This window comes from Vreelandella sp. GE22 (assembly GCF_968212445.1).
The window spans coordinates 984,634-1,001,876 of the sequence record NZ_OZ309110.1 but is presented as its reverse complement, the minus strand read 5'-3'; the positions used below and the strand labels follow the sequence as shown (position 1 = coordinate 1,001,876).

The following is a 17,243-nucleotide window of genomic DNA, read 5'->3' as shown; positions in this document are numbered from 1 at the left end:
AGTGCGAAGACTGGTTCAGCGCAAAATTAGTAGGTACGAACCTTCGGCTCGAACGTATCAACGGTTTTCGGCTTGAAATTGACGTCGCGCTGCTTGAGCTCCTTGGTGAGCGGGAAGTAGAGCGAGTGCTTCAGCCAGTTGACATCATCACGGTCTGGATAATCGTAGCGCGAGTGGGCACCACGGCTCTCTTTACGCTCGAGGGCAGCAATCGCCGTTGCTTCAGCCACTTCCATCAGGTTGTCGAGCTCGAGCGCTTCAACGCGTGCCGTGTTAAAGGCATTGGACTTGTCGGGCAGGTGTGCGTTCGCAATACGCTCGCGCAGCGCATCCAGCCGCCTCACCCCGTCCTGCATGTTGTCCTCTTTACGGAACACGCCGAAGGAGTTCTGCATGATGTCCTGAAGCTCGGCTTTAAGCTCCGGAATGCTCTCGCCGCCTTCGGATTCGTTCCAACGCGTAATACGCTTCATGGCGGCTTCGACATCCGACTCGGAGGCGTCCAGATACTCGATACCTTCGTTCAGCGCGCCTTCGATGAAGATACCCGCCGCGCGGCCGAAGACCACCAGGTCGAGCAAGGAGTTGCCGCCCAGACGGTTGGCGCCGTGAACCGATACGCAGGCCGCTTCGCCACAGGCAAACAGGCCGTTAACGATATGGTCGTTGCCGTTTTCGTCCTGAGTAATCGCCTGCCCGTGAACGTTGGTGGGGATACCGCCCATCATGTAGTGGCAGGTCGGCACGACCGGGATCGGGTCCTTGGCAGGGTCGACGTGCGCGAAGGTCTTGGAAAGCTCCACGATACCCGGCAGACGCTTACCCAGTACTTCTTCGCCCAGGTGGTCGAGCTTCAGGAAGACGTGGTCTTCTTTATCGCCACAGCCGCGGCCTTCGAGGATCTCCATGACCATGGAACGCGCGACCACGTCGCGACCCGCCAAGTCTTTCGCGTTGGGGGCGTAACGCTCCATGAAGCGTTCGCCATCCTTGTTGACCAGGTATCCACCCTCGCCACGGCACCCTTCGGTGACCAGCGTACCCGCACCATAGATACCGGTGGGGTGGAACTGCCACATCTCCATGTCCTGCATGGGGAAGCCCGCGCGCAGCGCCATGCCGATACCGTCACCGGTATTGATCAGGGCGTTGGTCGTGGAGGCAAAAATACGGCCCGCGCCGCCGGTGGCCAGCACCGTGGCCTTGGATTTAACGTGAACGACTTCACCGGTTTCGATGCACATCGCAATACAGCCCACGACGTCGCCTTCGGCGTTTTTGACCAGATCGACCGCGTACCATTCGTTCAAGAACGTGGTGTTGTTCTTGAGGTTGTTCTGATAAAGCGTGTGCAGCAGCGCGTGGCCGGTACGGTCCGCCGCGGCGCAGGTACGTGCCGCCTGACCGCCTTCACCGAAGTTTTTCGACTGGCCGCCGAACGGGCGCTGATAGATACGGCCTTGATCAGTACGCGAGAACGGCAGCCCCATGTGCTCGAGTTCGAACACCGCTTTCGGGCCTTCGGAACACATGTACTCGGCGGCGTCCTGGTCGGCGATATAGTCGCCCCCCTTGACGGTGTCGTACATGTGCCAGCGCCAATCGTCATCCGGGTCGGAGGAAGCGATCGCGCAGGTAATGCCACCCTGGGCAGACACGGTGTGCGAGCGAGTCGGGAACACTTTCGAAAGAACCGCTGTCTTCTTACCGGATTTGGCAAGTTCCAGAGCAGCGCGCAGGCCAGAGCCACCGCCACCAATGATAATGGCGTCAAACGTCAGGCTACGAAGGTTAGACATGGATTAAGCTCCCCACAGAATTTGAATGCCCCAGACCAGGTAGACAAAGATGGCCAAAATGATAATGGCCTGGGCACCGACACGCAGACGAGTGGACTTGAGGTAGTCGGTGGTGACTGTCCAAAGGCCAATCCAGGCGTGTGCGGCAATAGAGATAAAGGCCAAAAGCGAGAAGATCCGCATCCAGATCTGGTTAAAAAGCCCGCTCCAGGTGTAGTAATCGAGGCCCGGGTTGAACAGCAGGTAGCCAACGATGAACAGCGTATAAAGCGCCATAATGACGGCGGAGACGCGCTGCATTAGCCAGTCGGACAAGCCGCTACGGCCGAAACTCGTGATGTTGGTTACCATACCCAGACTCCTGCCAAGATGATCAGAACTGCGCTCACTACCACGGTGATCTGTGCTTTTTGCACGCTACCTTCCAAAGTGACACCAATATCGGCATCCATGAGCAAATGTTTAATACCGGCTACGAAATGGAAGGCCAACGCGGACAGCAAGCCCCAGGCGATGAACTTGGCCAGAATATTGGTGGCTAATGCGTCGCGAACGGCATCGAAGCCAGCCGGTGAGGAGAGGGATTTTCCCAACGCCCAGAAGGCGAAAATCAGGCCGACGAACAGGATAACACCCGTAATACGGTGAGTAATCGAGGTCAGTGCCGGCAGTGGGAAATGTATCGTCGAAAGGTCTAAATTTACGGGTCGTTTGCTATTCACGGCGTTATACACACTCTTTTGGCCCACTCTGTGAAGGTTCGGGCTTACCCCGAGCGGGCAGTGGTTGCTGGAAGGGGCTCGGCCGTTGCCAAGTCGGGCACGACCACCTATGTGCCGGTCGCGCGCGGTGAATTATAAGAACCTTCGCCCCCGCTTACAAACCGAACGCAGACCTAACTCGACTATGGAGCAAAAAAATTGCCCTTGGGTGGAGTCGATTTTGCGTTGCAGCATGGTTATAGTGTTTGAAAGGCAGCAGGCTTAATAAGCCTGTTAACGGATTCATTCTAGTACGTGTTCACACTAATTTCTTCTCTCTATTAAAAATATTAGACAAAATAACCATCTGATAATAAATTTTGTATAACATTTGCCCCTATTAAGGCTAATTGACAAAAAGTCGCACCCTTCTATAGTAGGCGAGCCTTTTCGCCGGCGCGGTATGCGAAATAACGACTTAACGTCCCAAACCGAATTCGAAAGGAGGCCTTCATGGCTGACAGGAAAGCGACCTTGACGGTAGACGGTCTCGATAACCCGATCGAGCTACCCATGTATTCCGGCACACTAGGCCCCGACGTTATCGACGTACGCGGCCTGGGTGCCGAAGGCCTTTTCACCTACGACCCTGGTTTTATGGCCACCTCCTCTTGCCAATCTGCCATCACCTATATCGATGGCGGTCAGGGCATGTTGCTACACCGTGGCTACCCTATCGACCAGCTAGCCAAAGAGTCCAATTTCGTAGAAGTTTGCTATACCCTGCTGTTCGGCGAATTGCCGACCGAGGAGCAGTACGCGGAGTTCGAAACGCGTATTCGTAACCACACCATGGTTCACGACCAGATCAACAACTTCTTCAAGGGTTTCCGCCGCGACGCGCACCCGATGTCGATTCTTTGCGGCGTAGTAGGCGGCCTTGCGGCGTTCTACCACGACCACATGGACATCACCCAGGAAGAAGACCGCCACATCAGCGCTATCCGCCTGATCGCGAAAATGCCGACGCTGGCGGCGATGTCGCACAAGTACAACGTTGGTCAGCCGTTCAACTACCCGCGTAACGACCTGAGCTATGCAGAGAACTTCCTCTACATGATGTTCAGCAACCCGTGCGAGGAGTACAAGATCAACCCGGTTTACGCCAAGGCCATGGACCGGATCTTCATGCTGCACGCCGATCATGAGCAGAACGCCTCGACCTCGACGGTCCGCCTGGCAGGCTCTACCGGCGCCAACCCGTTTGCGTGCATCAGTGCAGGCATCGCCGCCCTTTGGGGCCCGGCCCACGGCGGCGCGAATGAAGCGGTACTGGCCATGCTCGACGAGATCGGCGACGACTCCGAAGAGAACATCCAGCGCTTCGTCGATAAGGCGAAAGACAAGGAAGACCCGTTCAAGCTGATGGGCTTTGGCCACCGCGTCTACCGCAACTTCGACCCGCGCGCCAAGGTGATGAAAGAGAGCTGCGACGAAGTGCTGGCGGAGCTTGGCATGGCCGACGACCCGCAGCTCAAAATCGCCAAGCGCCTCGAGCAGATCGCGCTGGAAGACGAGTACTTCATCGAGCGTAAGCTTTACCCGAACGTCGATTTCTACTCGGGCATCATTTTGAAAGCGATGGGCATCCCCACCAACATGTTCACCGTGATCTTTGCCGTTTCGCGCACCATCGGCTGGATCTCGCACTGGAACGAAATGCTCAGCGAAAGCTACAAGATCGGCCGTCCGCGTCAGCTTTATACCGGCCACGAGAAGCGCGACTACCCCAGCAAGAAGTAACGCGCCGTCGTAACGCCAAAAGGCCGCCCCAAGGCGGCCTTTTTACGTTGGGCAGCACACAGGTCAACCAACCCCCTTCTTCGCTCTCTCAGGGGCCGCCCTCTACTACAAGGCTTGCTCTTTGAACGCTTTCCCGGTGCGGTTAGCGGCGCCTTCGCTTGTGCTGCATAAAACGCTATAAGCAGGTGGCTTTTATAGGCAAAAAAACGCTCTGCTGCGACCATTTTGACCTTGACAATTTACCCCGGTGGGAAGGGAATCGCGTTTTCCACACTATCTGTGGATAACCCTGTTTACAACCACCATAAAACGTCCCGGAATCGCCATGAACACTGGCTTTTCTTTAAATTGGTTATTTTTTGATCTAACGTAAGTTGCTGATTTATATAGATAAAAGTTAAAGCGCTGATTTTTTGGGCAATTAGCGATGCCTTGTGCACAACCCCACCTCCGCCAATGCAAAAGTGGACAAGTCAAGCATAAAAAAGCAAAAAATTGGCCCTGAAAGCGGGATTCAGACGTCGAAAATTCTCGCCAACCCATCATAGGATTACGATATAAAAGACATTAAACAGGAAGGTACTTCAGAGGATGATGTGGCGTCCCATAGGGGGTTCGAACCCCTGTTACCGCCGTGAAAGGGCGGTGTCCTGGACCACTAGACGAATGGGACAAAAACATCACAAGCATGCGCTTTGAATTGGTGGAGCCTAGCGGGATCGAACCGCTGACCTCGACACTGCCAGTGTCGCGCTCTCCCAGCTGAGCTAAGGCCCCACGTGTCGTGAAGACGCTGCGTATAGTACTGATTAGACTCGCCTTCGTCAACCAGAAAAGCGCCGATTTCTACCTGAAGAAACCGGCACCCTTCCCTGCCTGGCCGTTCGTGCTCCTTTGCTGTTACCTGGTGACTCAGGCTTGACTACAGCGCACGAAACTCTTTCTCAAAGCGCTTCGCTTGCTTTTTCGAAACGCCGCCAAGCACCTCGATGGCGTGACGAAGCCGTGCCCGCGTCACGTCAGAGCCAAGAATCGCCATCGCGTCCATCACCGAGGTACTGGCACTGGTGCCGGTTATCGCGATGAACACCGGCGCCAAAAACGCCTTCATCTTGAGCTCGAACGCACCGGCCAGCATTTGAACCTCGGCCAGCAGCGCTTCCTTGTTCCAGGCGGCTACACCCTCGAAACGCCAGACTAAAAACTGCAAAAGCTTCACCAGCTCTTCGCGCTCGAGCTTCACGCTTTCGAAGTCATCCTCATTCAGGTTGGGCAACCCGGAGAAAAAGTGGCCAGCCAACGGCGCCACCTGGGAGAGCGTTTCTACCCTTGTACGTACCTGGGGCAGGATCTGCTTCACGTACTCTTCGTTGAACGCCCATTCGCGCAGCACCCTCAAAAGCGCATCGTCGTCCAGGTCTTCGCGAATATAGACGCCGTTGAGCCAGGTGAGCTTCTCCAGATCGAACACTGGCCCGCCCAGCGACACCCGCTGAATATCGAAGGACTCGACCATTTCGGTCAGGCTGAACTTTTCGCGCTCGTCGGGCATCGACCAGCCCATGCGGCCCAAATAGTTGGTCACGGCCTGGGGCAAAAAGCCCATACGGCGGTAGTAGTTAATCGAGGTCGGGTTCTTGCGTTTGGAGAGCTTCGATTTATCCGGGTTGCGCAGCAGCGGCATGTGACAAAGCGTAGGCATGTCCCAGCCAAAGTACTCGTAAAGCAGTTGGTGCTTGGGGGCCGAGTTGATCCACTCCTCGCCGCGCAGCACGTGGGTGATGCCCATCAGGTGGTCATCCACCACGTTCGCCAGGTGGTAGGTCGGCATACCGTCGGACTTCATCAGGATCTGCGCATCCACCTGGGCCCATTCGACCTCGATACGCCCGCGCAGCATGTCATCCACCACGCAAACGCCGTCACTGGGCACATTCATGCGCACCACAAACGGCCAGCTCTCGGCTTCACGGCGGCTGTGCTCCTCTTCATCGAGGGCCAGGTCGGCGGGCTTGAGCGCCAGGTGAAGACCGGCTTCCTTGCGCGCCTCGCGCAGTTCGTCCAGTTCTTCACTAGTGCGGTAGCATTTGAACGCGTGACCCGCTGCGATGAGCTTTTCGGCGTGGCGCGCGTAGATATCGCCGCGCTCGCTTTGCCGGTAAGGGCCGTGCGGGCCACCTACATCCGGGCCTTCATCCCACTCGATACCCAGCCAGCGAAGCGAATCCAGAATCATCTGCTCGGATTCGGCCGTGGAGCGCACGCGGTCGGTATCTTCGATACGCAAAATGAATTCGCCGCCCATCTTTCGCGCAAAGCACAGATTGAAAAGCGCGATATAGGCCGTGCCGACGTGGGGGTCGCCCGTGGGTGAAGGCGCGATGCGCGTACGTACGGTCATGCAGGTATCCTTTTTAACAGCTAAGTGGCGCCATTATACGCGCCGATTGCGTATCCAACAGCCTGACCGGGGAACATCTTCGGCCAAAAAGCGTCCTAACAAAAGTTGCTAAGGATATAGCGACCAAGGCCCAGGTATCTTTGCTATTTCTAGCGCAATACCTATGATGCACGACCATGCTGGAAAAACCCTGTTTTTCAGCGTGTAAAGTACGCCATTGGCGACAATGGAAGTAATTCAAACGAGTTTGTTTGGCTCATCAATGGGAAACTACAATGGAATCGCTAGGCTCACGTATCAAACAGCTTCGACAGCGGGTAAAGCTTAATAAAGCTGCGCTTGCTCGAAAAGTTGGCGTGTCGGATGTGACTATTTCGTATTGGGAGTCGGGCGCGATCAAGCAAATCGGTCATGAGCGCCTGGTGGCGCTGGCCGACGCGCTGGATTGCTCGCTGGCGACCTTACTGGAAGGCGATAGCGCGCCTCCCTTGCTGACGCTGACTCACCAGGGCCCCCTTCCCTGGGAGCAGGTGCAAGCCACAACGCTGACGCCTCCCCCGCATCTGCCGCTAAAAATCGACTGGAAAGCGCCCTGTGTCATGACGACGCCCGGGGCCAACACGGATTTCGCTCCCGCCTCCCCGGGCGATCTTCTGTTACTTGGCCCGACCCACGTCTTTCATAAAGCCGGGCATTACCTGGTCAAACGCGAGGATCGATTCACGCTCGAGCACTTCTCGAAAGCGCCCAGCGATGAAGAGATCCACGCCGTCGTACTCGCTCACTGGTGTCCTGCCTAAAGCACCCTTTACGTCATTCTTCGATAATTTCCACCTGGTCACGCGTGCGTCTTGGCTCACTCCCCACCAAAAAGCGCCGTGAGTAGGTGGCCACCTGCCCCAACCCGTGGCGAGTTTGTGTAACGAGCTCGCCGCTCAAGTAATCCCCCCGAGGCCCAATGATCTCCTGCACGGCGCGTGGCTGAACGCTGGCTTCGCTCGACTGTACGCGCACGAGATAACCGCCATCCGGCAGCCCGCTGCCCGAGCCAAAGGGGCCTGCAGTAAAGGTGCCACCGCTGACCAGGGTACGCGACTGCCAGCGCACGCGGCTTAACTCGCGCTCGACGATGACCTGCACGCGCGCGCCGTCCGGCAGGTTGGTCTCGCCTTCCACCATCAAGCGGCGGTCGGAGCGCAGTTGAGCATGAAGCGAAAAGCTCACCTCGAGCGAGGGTGTCTCAACGCGCTCTTCGCCTTCGCTTTGCACGGCATCACTGGGCACCTCGTCGGCTGTGGGCACCTCCTCCATCTGCTCGTTGCAGCCAGCCAGCAGTAAAAGGCCCACCACCGCTACGGCGATAACACCACGTGCTTTGCGCATACCCTCTCCTCTCACCGAACGTGACCCTCTACGCTATACCATTAAAGGTGTGGGTGCGTCACTAGTGCTCGAGGCTTGCCCTCGGAATTCAATCAACCTTTACGAATGTGGAGCCGTGCGTTTTTTTGACTCTCTTATTTTTACGGGGTTATAGTAACCCTATAACGATAGGTAAAGGGGCCGGAGGTGAACAGCAGAGCACTGATCAAGGAGTTGGAAGCGGATGGCTGGGAGCTCGTCAGAATCAAGGGCAGCCACCACCACTTCCGACACCCGACCAAGCCCGGCACGACCACCGTGCCGCCTCCTAAAAAGGATCTACAAACGGGCCTGGTCAAAGCAATCAGGAAAAGCGCTGGCCTCGAATGAGGCTCACCACTGCTGCCCACTGAGCATTACAGAGAGAGAAGAGCCATGTTATTTCCCATTGCCGTCGAACGCGGCGACGAACAGCACCCCTATGGCGTCGTGGTGCCCGACCTCCCCGGCTGCCATTCGGCCGGTGACACCTTTGGAGACGCCCTGACCAACGCTAGGGAAGCCATCGAAGGCTGGCTGGAAGTAGCCGTCGAGGTGGGCGACCCCATCCCCGAGGCCACATCCATCGAACACCACATGGACAACCCCGATTTCGCCGGCTGGATCTGGGCCGTGGTCGAGATCGACATCGCCCCGTACCTGGGCAAGAGCCACAAGATCAACGTCACCATGCCCGACTTACTGCTCAAACAGATCGACGACTTCGTGGCTCGCCATCCTGGCGACAAGTCTCGCTCAGGGTTTCTTTCGCGCGTCGCCATGGCCGAGTTGGCCCGGGCGCGGCAAACGGGCTGATTTCATCGACAAGCTTCCATCGAAAAAGCCTCGCGTGCGCGTAATGCCGTTCAGTTAGTGTGAGAAAGCTTTAGGCCGTAGACCGAATGACGCTTGAGTGTGTCAGGGCACGAAGCCCGTAGCGCGGGTAAGCCGAAAGGCGCACCCGCGGATCTTGCGCCCCGTCGCAAAGCCGCGCCTCGCGCGGCTAAAGGGAGGCAGGCACGATTCGAGGCGGCTGGCGCCGCCGCCGCCGCGGGTGCCTCGCTAATGCTCGTTACACCGCGCTACGAGAGTGCTTCCATACCAAGAGTAAGCTGATGGATGCACCCTGGGTGGCACGCTGAAAGGTATGAAAAAGGCCCGGCATCAGTGACTGATACCTGGCTATCGCTCGCCAGATAATGAATCAAACCTTAATTGACTAACATTACCGCTTGCGCGGAGCTTTAGTCTTGTAAACACGCCCTTCTTAGCGAGTGTTCATCCGCCTTGAATTTTTTCAGCGACGCAAAAAAGAGCCTCGCCTAGTAAATTGTCGCTGCGACCAGCGCTGGCTCAAATAATATCTACCGGCCCAAGTACGACTACCCAAAGGCAGGCGTGATGATGCTCGACTTCACCGACCAGCACCGCCAACAGCTCAGCCTGATGGACACCTCGCAAACGGAAGAGGAACGCCAGCGCAGCTAGCAGCTGATGGTCACCATGGACGCGCTGAACGAGAAGATGGGCAAGGAGCACGGTGCTGCTGGGCGTGCCGTGAAAGAACGCCGCCTGGCACCTGCGCTGCGCCCACCTCATACCGCGGTGGACAAAGCAGTGGCAAGAGTTGAGGAAGGCGAAAGCCTAGAGTCGGCCGTCCTTGGCCTGCCACGAGCCCCATGCGGGGAAGTGATGACGTCAGCCAGCCATCCTAGCGGCGGCCTTCTCCAGAAGCACGCGGGTGCCAGACGTCATGTGTTCCAGCTTAGCGCCGCTGAAGAGGCGGCACTGTCAGCGATCACTGATGGGAGGCATCAGCCGGATCGATCAAGCTCGCGTCGTCGTTGCTCGGCCGGTTGACGCACGTGCTCACGACCCAATGGGTGATCCGCTCGGCGGGCAGGTGATGGACGACGTGGCGAATCGTCTCACGGTCGGTCAGGTGGGGATCAAGCCAGGGCTCAAGGCTCTCGGCATCCAGAGCCAGCGGCATGCGCGAGTGGATCTCTGCCTCCATACCGCGGGCCGGTTCGGTGAGAATGGCGCAGCCCCGGGCCTGCCGTTCGGCCGCTCGCTCCAGATGCCCGCCAACCAGATCGGCTCGCGGTCCTCACGGCACAGGAAGTGCAGCAGTTTCCTGCCGTCCATCTCATGAGAGCCAATCAGTATAAATCAGCAAGAACGCCAACAAGGCAGCCAGAACAGGGGCCCAGCTCAACACTCTAAAAATCCAAAGGGTTCTCCTAACTCGTTTCTCGTAATTATCGAGATCAACTTCCAAATCATCAAGATGACTCTTTAAGTTTTCAGGATAAAGTTCTTTCCTTCCTTCAAAAGACCCCAAAACCAAAGCCTTAGATTTCACAACCCTATTAAACTGTCTTTGCTGATTAGAAACCAACTGCGATATTATCAAAGAGGCAAGAAAGACGCCAACAACAATAAAATAACTTTCCCAAAAACTATCTGCCTTTATCAAGGCAACAATGGCGGCAAAGGATAGAGGAATGCTCAAGACTCGCGTTGTAATATCTGACAGCACTTTTGAAAACTGTTCAGATATTGAAATCTCAGCTTCAGCGACCTCTCGCTTTGCTTTATGGAAAGCAAAGCCACTCATGTAAGTGCCTATATTCTTATTGTAAAGATCTACAAAGTCATCCCACTTATCTACGAGATTATCAAAAGCACCAACCCTAGCTTTGTCACCTTTAACAAAATCTATCAACGTACTCGAGAAAACGTTGATTTTCTCATGATAGTGCATATCTGTTGTTTGATCATTATCGCACAGAGAGCTCAACAAACTGAGATCAAGTTCACCTGTTTTTAAGACCATCTTTGGGTCAGCTTTTGCCTTTATAGCAACGGTGCTTTGACCACCCCCTTCTTTCGGATGGATAAAAACGAGATTTAAACCGCTATCGGTTACCTTTGCATCATGGTAATGAGCAAGACAAGCTAGCTTCTTGACAAAATCGCAAAACACTCCAAGCGATTTCACACAAGAATCTGACTCCTGATCTTTTGAATAGCACCGCTCTTCAATAAGATAGAACTCTCTGGGAGCATCACCACTGCTGATCGATGAGTTGCTATTGATTAGGTCATCGAAGTTCCTGTAAAACCTTTCAGCCCCGCCGGTTCTCAACAGAAACTCAAAGGAAAGCCTCCCTCCGTTCGCGGGGAGCGACTCTTCAGTATAGTCCTCTCCATCGACTTCAATATCTTGAAACCGTCCAAGAGTAGTATCTTTGTAGTGGCATAGTAAATTTGGCCACCTAATTAGAGGTGCTAATATGCACCAAGACATCACCAGGTGGCAGCATGGCAACAAGACCAAAACGTAACTTTAGCCCTGAATTCCGGCTCGAAGCAGCACAGCTAGTCGTCGATCAACACTACACGGTTCGTGAAGCGGCTGAAGCCATGAATGTGGGGTATTCGAGCATGGATAAATGGGTTCGTCAGTTACGCCAGGAGCGTGATGGCCAAAGCCCTAAAGCAACGCCCATGACAGCCGATCAGCTCAGGATTCGCGAGCTTGAAAAGCGCATCCGTGACATTGAGATGGAAAAAGACATCCTAAAAAAGGCTACCGCTCTCTTGATGTCGGACTCCCTGAACACTTCTCGCTAATCGAGAAACTCAAGACGAGCTACCCGGTAAAAAAACTGTGTGACGTGTTTGGCGTGCATCGCAGCAGCTTTAAATACTGGAGACAACGTTCACAAAGACCTGTGTGTGCCACGAAGACCAAGGAAATAGCCAAGGTCAGAGAGCTATTTCGCGAGAGCGAAGGCTCTGCAGGGGCGCGTAGCATCGCAGAGATGGCGACAAGGCAGGATGTGCCGTTAAGTCGCTATCGCGTTGGCCGCCTGATGGAAAAGCTTGGCCTGATTAGTTGCCAAGTGCCTGGGCACACCTACAAGAAAACAGGTGATGAACATGTTGAGGTACCGAACCACTTAGCGCGTCAGTTTAACGTTGAGGCGCCCAACCGCGTTTGGTGTGGCGACGTCACATATATCTGGACTGGCAAACGCTGGGCTTATCTAGCCGTTGTCATGGACTTATTTGCCAGGAAAACGATTGGCTGGTCGATGTCGTTGTCGCCCGATAGCGAACTCACCAGCAGCGCATTGGAAATGGCTTATGAGAGCCGTGGGCGGCCAAAAGGGGTTATGTTCCACAGCGACCAGGGCAGTCATTACACGAGCCGTAAGTTCCGTCAGACACTCTGGAAATGCCAGGCAAAACAAAGCCTGAGTCGACGTGGTAATTGCTGGGATAATGCGCCAATGGAGCGTTTCTTCAGGAGCTTAAAGGTTGAATGGGTGCCAACGTATGGCTATCGATCATTCTTGCAGGGGCAGCATCATATCGTGAACTATTTAATCGGGTATTACAGCCAGCTTAGGCCTCACCAGCATAACGGTGGTATGAGTCCGAACCAGGCAGAGGAAAAGTACTGGGTTAACTATAAAGCGGTGGCCAGTTTTACTTGACCACTACACTTGAAGAACCTGATTAACAAGAGAACGAGCCTCGTCGCTGAACTTTGTCTCGGCCTCAAATCGTCCATTCGTGATGGCTGGAGTTTCTACCAGTCGATATAACTGGACTAAAGGAGACAGGCTCACTTAGTTAACCCTCATCATCGCCATCTTGTTCTTGGCCATCACCATCATCGCTAACCTCTTGGTCAAGCTGCTGAATCACTTCCGGAGGAAGCTGAGTGATTGTCAAGCTACCATGATCTTTATTATAAAATATTTCTGAAGCCGGGTCAGTGCCTAAAGCAACTTTATCGAACATAAACTTCCAATTCGGAGACTTGGCAGTAACATGCGTATGGCGATTTAAAGAGGTTTTACTTACTGGAAACTCAACGGGAATCGCCAACTCATCGCTATTTAGAACTGCCACGAACGCATCAACAATTTCTTGGGCCTCATCTCCTAAATCATGAGGTACATAATTACTGGCGATATTCGCAACCTCAGAAAGCTTGACCGGCTCCTTACTTTCTAATTTTTCATGCAAATAGGTGTAAAGACTTGACATGAATACATCTTTATTATGCTTGATGCTATCGTTTTCCTTGAAGAACTTCCTCGACCCACGAATCAGGTTCGTGGTTGCTTGATTGGAAGTATTGCCCTCCGAACAACCTAGAGCTGTAATAAAGTATCCAGACGCAGACCGAGAAGAAACCGGACTTATAAAACTTAAGTAATTAAGCTCTCTCTTTTGCTCTACAGTAGCATCCTCATACTCACCAAATCGTGAAAAATTGATCCTTGCAGCCTGATGAAGTTTACTAAGATCAAGTTGCTCAAGCTCTTCAGGACTCAGTTCTTCTGACAGCCGCATACCTGGAGTCTTCTTGATCATGACCACAAGGAAGTATCGTACATCATCTGCGACTAAATCCGAAAATAGGATATACCCACCTGATGCAGCTTTGACAGACCCCTTATCGTAGAGCCTATGCATGCCTATATGACTGATTTTTATAAAATCAAGATCAGTTGGGTCATCTTTTCCAGCATAATTTTGAAACTCATCCGGGAACTGACCCCGACCGTCCCCATCAACAAAGGTGCCATAATGAGCACCATTGTAGCGGTTCCCATAGATCTTGGTCACTCCCTCTACAAGCTTGATGACCAGAGGGTGGGTATTATCCAACACCAGAGGCCGGTAGTTAGAGTTCTCTATCGGTTGATGCCGCTCTTTTACCAACTCATGTACAATTACTTTGTTTATTTCCATCCCCTCGCCTCATTGTGTATCGCCCTTTCCGGGCGGTTTCTTATCGAGCTCGGCGGTCTCCCGCCGCATTTACAGCTTCCTGTCTTTGCAGGAATGCAGTTTTGCAGTCACGAAATCCGCCCAGTGCGGACCTCGCAGAGCCCCAGAATCTCCAGATTCCCCATATCCTGCCGCTTGATCATCTCCGGCTGGTACAAATCGTTATCACTGATCAGATACAGCGCGCCCCCGGCCAGCCGCTGCACCCGCTTGATCCGCTTGATCCGCCGCTCACCACTCACCAGCAGCAAGAACACCCCTTCCTGTTTCGGATCGCGGGCGGCCCGATTCACCAGCACCCAATCGCCATCGGCCAGGGTGCCCTATCTTCGCGCACCTGCATGCCCATGATCTACGCCGTATCGAGTCACTGATCTGCCACCCACTGCTAGAAATACAAGCACGCGCTCAATCAGCAACCTGGTTAAGCGAGCTTAACCCACCAAAACCTTACGCACCATCGCATTAGCACTGGTCGTTGGTCTCAATTATCCGCTTAGAAACGCCATTAGACGCTTGACGACTCTTTCATGTCATTACTGCTTGACGCTGGCTCTGTGAGCGCTCCCCTTTCTTCCGTACAATAGCCGCCAAACCTCTTTACGTCCCTGAAAAGCACCTGCTGTGTACCCAAGCTACTGATGATTTTGAATTCGTCTCTGCCGGGTACACTCAGGGTACATTTTCAAGCACACAACACCATTATAGCTGTATTTTTATACAGCTAAAGAAATTATCTAAATGACTGATTTAACGAATAGAAATAGTGCAGACCAAGGCCGCCGGTTCTCGGTGGCCCCGATGATGGACTGGACTACGAGAGACTACAGAGCGTTTGCACGTACCCTGACCAAACGCACCCTGCTCTACACCGAGATGGTGACCACCGGGGCGATTTTGCACGGCTCGCCGCGGGAGCGGTTTTTGGGTTACAACGAGGTCGAGCATCCGATTGCGCTGCAGTTGGGCGGTAGCGACGCGGGGGAACTCGCCGAGTGCGCGGCGATTGCGCAAGAGTGGGGCTACGACGAGGTGAACCTGAACGTGGGTTGCCCCAGCGACCGGGTGCAGAACAACCTGATCGGGGCGTGTTTGATGGGCTACCCGGAGAAGGTGGCGGCGGCGGTGAAGGCCATGCAGGCGGCGGTCACTATTCCGGTGACGGTGAAGTGTCGGATCGGCATCGATGACCAGGACGAAGACGCGGACCTGGCGCGGTTTATCGATATGGTCGCCGAGGCGGGCTGCACCACGTTTAGCGTGCACGCGCGCAAGGCCTGGTTGCAGGGCTTATCGCCCAAGCAGAACCGGGACGTGCCGCCGCTGAACTACCCGCGCGTACACCGCTTGAAGGCAGCGAACCCGGCGCTTCATATCGGCATCAACGGCGGTATTAAAACCCTCGATGAGTGCCAGGCCCAGCTCGAGCACGTGGACAGTGTCATGGTAGGCCGCGAGGCGTACCAGAACCCGTGGCTTCTGGCCGGGGTGGATCAGGCGATCTTCGGTGAGCCGGGCCCGGCGGCCACGCGCCTGGAGGCGGCTCAGGCGTTCAAACCCTATATCCAGATGCGGTTGGATGAGGGCGCCAAGCTCAACCATATTACTCGCCACCTGCTGGGGCTCTTTCAGGGGTGTTCCGGCGGGCGGCGTTTTCGCCGCCACCTTTCTGAAAACGCCCATAAGGAAGGTGCGGGCCTGCGCTTGTTCGATGAAGCGCTAAGCCTGGTCCGCGAGCCCGAAACCAGCGCATAAAAAACCCGCCACGGTCAGCCGTGGCGGGTTCGTTTTAGCGAACGCCCTGGGGCGTTACTTGCCTTCTTTCCGGCGATTTTCCATCACGCCCTGCTCGACACGCTCGCCGATGGTCTGGTCGACGTTCTTCCAGTACTCGAACACACGCGACAGCACCGGCTCTTCCACGCCGCCGGAAACGTGGCCGACGATGTTGCTCACCAAACGGTCGCGGGCCGCGTCGTCCATTACCTTGTTGACCAGGTCGTTGGCCTGGTTGAAGTCGCCATCACCCGGGCGCAGCGTGTAGGCGGCGCGTACCAGCTCGCCATCGGCTTCCCATACCGCGTCTTCCGGAACGGCGTTCGGGTCGGCGTGGGCGCCGCCCTTGCTGTTGGGCGCGTAGACCGGGTCCGACGTATTGGCAAAACGCATCCGGCCGCCCTTGGCGTAGCTGTTCACCTCGGCTTTCGGGGCGTTGACCGGAATCTGCTGGTAGTTGATACCCAGGCGGGCACGGTGGGCATCGGCATAGGAGATGACCCGCGCCAGCAGCATCTTGTCCGGGGAGAAACCGGTGCCCGGCACGGAATTGCTGGGCTGGAACGCCGCCTGCTCGATTTCGGTGTGGAAATCGGTCGGGTTGCGGTCGAGGGTCATCCTGCCCACTTCCTGCAGCGGGTAGTCGTCGTGCGGCCACACCTTGGTCAGGTCGAACGGGTTGATGTGGTAGGTCTTGGCATCCTCGAAGGGCATGATCTGGACTTGTAGCGTCCAAGTCGGGTGTTCGCCACGCTTGATGGCGTCGAACAGATCGCGACGGTGGTAGTCCGCGTCGGTACCCGCCATTTCATCGGCCTGCTCCTGGGTCATGCACTTGATGCCCTGGTCGGTCTTGAAGTGGTACTTGACCCAGAAACGCTCGCTCTTGTCGTTGACCCACATATAGGTATGGCTGGAGTAGCCGTTCATATGGCGCCAGCTAGCCGGCACGCCGCGGTCGCCCATCAACCAGGTAACCTGGTGGGCGGATTCCGGCGAAAGCGACCAGAAGTCCCACTGCATGTCGTGATCGCGCAGGCCGTTGTCGGCGCGGCGCTTCTGCGAGTGGATGAAGTGCTGGAACTTGAGCGGGTCGCGCACGAAGAACACGGGGGTGTTGTTGCCCACCATGTCGAAGTTGCCGTCTTCGGTGTAAAACTTCAGCGAGAAGCCGCGCGGATCGCGCCAGGTATCCGGGCTGCCGCCTTCGCCGGCCACCGTGGAGAAACGCGCGAGCATTTCGGTTCTCTTGCCTGGCTGCAGGAACTTCGCCCGGGTGTACTGGCTGACGTCGTGAGTCACCTCGAAATGACCAAAGGCACCGCCGCCCTTGGCGTGGGGTTGGCGGTCCGGAATCATTTCCCGGTTGAAGGCCGCCATTTGCTCCATCAAATAGTGATCGTGCAGTACGATCGGGCCGTCCGGGCCTACGGAGAGCGAATGCTCGTCGCTGGCTACCGGAATACCGGCGTCGGTGGTGGTGTTATTGGATTTACCGTTCGTCATACCTTCCTCCATGTCACGATCCGGGGCCTCTAAAGGGCC

The 17,243-nt window shown here is 55.4% G+C and carries 16 protein-coding genes and 2 tRNA genes; 6 read left to right on the top strand and 12 right to left on the bottom strand.

The window, feature by feature from the left end; translation table 11 throughout:
* Positions 1 to 26 precede the first annotated feature (26 nt).
* The 3 genes from sdhA to sdhC are packed head-to-tail and all read right to left on the bottom strand — an operon-like array spanning position 27 to position 2,521.
* On the bottom strand, positions 27 to 1,799 hold the full coding sequence (sdhA, locus tag ACWHRL_RS04805; protein ID WP_447895469.1) for a succinate dehydrogenase flavoprotein subunit: 1,773 nt from the start codon (positions 1,797 to 1,799) through the stop codon (positions 27 to 29).
* A gap of 3 nt (positions 1,800 to 1,802) precedes the next feature.
* The gene (gene sdhD / locus ACWHRL_RS04800) at positions 1,803 to 2,150 is read right to left on the bottom strand and encodes a succinate dehydrogenase, hydrophobic membrane anchor protein (RefSeq protein ID WP_447895468.1); all 348 of its coding nucleotides are present in this window, start codon (positions 2,148 to 2,150) and stop codon (positions 1,803 to 1,805) included.
* Positions 2,144 to 2,521, bottom strand: coding sequence for a succinate dehydrogenase, cytochrome b556 subunit (sdhC, locus tag ACWHRL_RS04795; RefSeq protein ID WP_447895467.1), 378 nt, complete (start codon positions 2,519 to 2,521; stop codon positions 2,144 to 2,146). The genes sdhD and sdhC overlap by 7 nt, the downstream gene beginning before the upstream one ends.
* 492 nt (positions 2,522 to 3,013) lie before the next feature.
* Here sdhC and gltA point away from each other — a divergent pair, with 492 nt between their 5' ends.
* Entirely contained in the window at positions 3,014 to 4,303 is a 1,290-nt protein-coding gene (gltA, locus tag ACWHRL_RS04790; RefSeq protein WP_447895466.1) for a citrate synthase, read from the top strand.
* Between the two features lie 597 nt (positions 4,304 to 4,900).
* On the opposite strand, the gene ACWHRL_RS04785 is transcribed toward gltA, so the two are convergent.
* The 3 genes from ACWHRL_RS04785 to gltX form a co-directional block, all read right to left on the bottom strand.
* Positions 4,901 to 4,976 (bottom strand) — tRNA-Glu (locus tag ACWHRL_RS04785).
* A 28-nt stretch (positions 4,977 to 5,004) separates the two neighbouring features.
* Positions 5,005 to 5,080: transfer RNA gene (locus tag ACWHRL_RS04780), tRNA-Ala, on the bottom strand.
* Positions 5,081 to 5,225: 145 nt separating this feature from the next.
* Positions 5,226 to 6,704, bottom strand: a complete 1,479-nt coding sequence (gltX, locus tag ACWHRL_RS04775; RefSeq protein ID WP_447895465.1) for a glutamate--tRNA ligase — start codon at positions 6,702 to 6,704, stop codon at positions 5,226 to 5,228.
* Positions 6,705 to 6,979: 275 nt separating this feature from the next.
* On the opposite strand from gltX, the gene ACWHRL_RS04770 reads away from it, so the two are divergent.
* Complete coding sequence (locus ACWHRL_RS04770) at positions 6,980 to 7,504, top strand: helix-turn-helix domain-containing protein (RefSeq protein ID WP_447895464.1); 525 nt, start codon at positions 6,980 to 6,982, stop codon at positions 7,502 to 7,504.
* Positions 7,505 to 7,517: 13 nt separating this feature from the next.
* Here the strand turns inward: ACWHRL_RS04770 and ACWHRL_RS04765 are convergent, their stop codons facing one another.
* Positions 7,518 to 8,087 carry a hypothetical protein gene (locus ACWHRL_RS04765; protein ID WP_447895463.1) on the bottom strand — a complete coding sequence of 190 codons (570 nt, stop codon included), beginning with the start codon at positions 8,085 to 8,087 and terminating at the stop codon, positions 7,518 to 7,520.
* A gap of 186 nt (positions 8,088 to 8,273) precedes the next feature.
* Between ACWHRL_RS04765 and ACWHRL_RS04760 the strand changes: the two genes are divergently transcribed.
* Both ACWHRL_RS04760 and ACWHRL_RS04755 read left to right on the top strand, forming a co-directional pair.
* Positions 8,274 to 8,456 carry a type II toxin-antitoxin system HicA family toxin gene (locus ACWHRL_RS04760; protein ID WP_447895462.1) on the top strand — a complete coding sequence of 61 codons (183 nt, stop codon included), beginning with the start codon at positions 8,274 to 8,276 and terminating at the stop codon, positions 8,454 to 8,456.
* A gap of 45 nt (positions 8,457 to 8,501) precedes the next feature.
* Positions 8,502 to 8,921 carry a type II toxin-antitoxin system HicB family antitoxin gene (locus ACWHRL_RS04755; protein WP_447895461.1) on the top strand — a complete coding sequence of 140 codons (420 nt, stop codon included), beginning with the start codon at positions 8,502 to 8,504 and terminating at the stop codon, positions 8,919 to 8,921.
* Between the two features lie 982 nt (positions 8,922 to 9,903).
* On the opposite strand, the gene ACWHRL_RS04750 is transcribed toward ACWHRL_RS04755, so the two are convergent.
* On the bottom strand, positions 9,904 to 10,122 hold the full coding sequence (locus ACWHRL_RS04750) for an SOS response-associated peptidase family protein (RefSeq protein ID WP_447895460.1): 219 nt from the start codon (positions 10,120 to 10,122) through the stop codon (positions 9,904 to 9,906).
* Between the two features lie 132 nt (positions 10,123 to 10,254).
* The gene (locus ACWHRL_RS04745; protein WP_447895459.1) at positions 10,255 to 11,109 is read right to left on the bottom strand and encodes a hypothetical protein; all 855 of its coding nucleotides are present in this window, start codon (positions 11,107 to 11,109) and stop codon (positions 10,255 to 10,257) included.
* 323 nt (positions 11,110 to 11,432) lie between these two features.
* On the opposite strand from ACWHRL_RS04745, the gene ACWHRL_RS04740 reads away from it, so the two are divergent.
* Positions 11,433 to 12,613, top strand: a protein-coding gene (locus tag ACWHRL_RS04740; RefSeq protein ID WP_447894177.1) for an IS3 family transposase whose coding sequence is annotated in 2 segments (ribosomal slippage) — positions 11,433 to 11,700 and positions 11,700 to 12,613 — 1,182 coding nt in all. Because the reading frame shifts where the segments join, the coding sequence is not laid out codon by codon here.
* A gap of 139 nt (positions 12,614 to 12,752) precedes the next feature.
* Here ACWHRL_RS04740 and ACWHRL_RS04735 read toward each other — a convergent pair.
* Positions 12,753 to 13,883 carry a nucleoid-associated protein gene (locus ACWHRL_RS04735; RefSeq protein WP_447895458.1) on the bottom strand — a complete coding sequence of 377 codons (1,131 nt, stop codon included), beginning with the start codon at positions 13,881 to 13,883 and terminating at the stop codon, positions 12,753 to 12,755.
* Positions 13,884 to 13,990: 107 nt separating this feature from the next.
* Positions 13,991 to 14,239 (bottom strand): S24 family peptidase, encoded by a 249-nt coding sequence (locus ACWHRL_RS04730; protein WP_447896147.1) that lies wholly within the window; start codon positions 14,237 to 14,239, stop codon positions 13,991 to 13,993.
* A gap of 424 nt (positions 14,240 to 14,663) precedes the next feature.
* Between ACWHRL_RS04730 and dusA the strand changes: the two genes are divergently transcribed.
* The gene (gene dusA / locus ACWHRL_RS04725) at positions 14,664 to 15,677 is read left to right on the top strand and encodes a tRNA dihydrouridine(20/20a) synthase DusA (RefSeq protein WP_447895457.1); all 1,014 of its coding nucleotides are present in this window, start codon (positions 14,664 to 14,666) and stop codon (positions 15,675 to 15,677) included.
* A gap of 54 nt (positions 15,678 to 15,731) precedes the next feature.
* On the opposite strand, the gene ACWHRL_RS04720 is transcribed toward dusA, so the two are convergent.
* Positions 15,732 to 17,204 (bottom strand): catalase, encoded by a 1,473-nt coding sequence (locus tag ACWHRL_RS04720; protein WP_447895456.1) that lies wholly within the window; start codon positions 17,202 to 17,204, stop codon positions 15,732 to 15,734.
* Positions 17,205 to 17,243 lie beyond the last annotated feature (39 nt).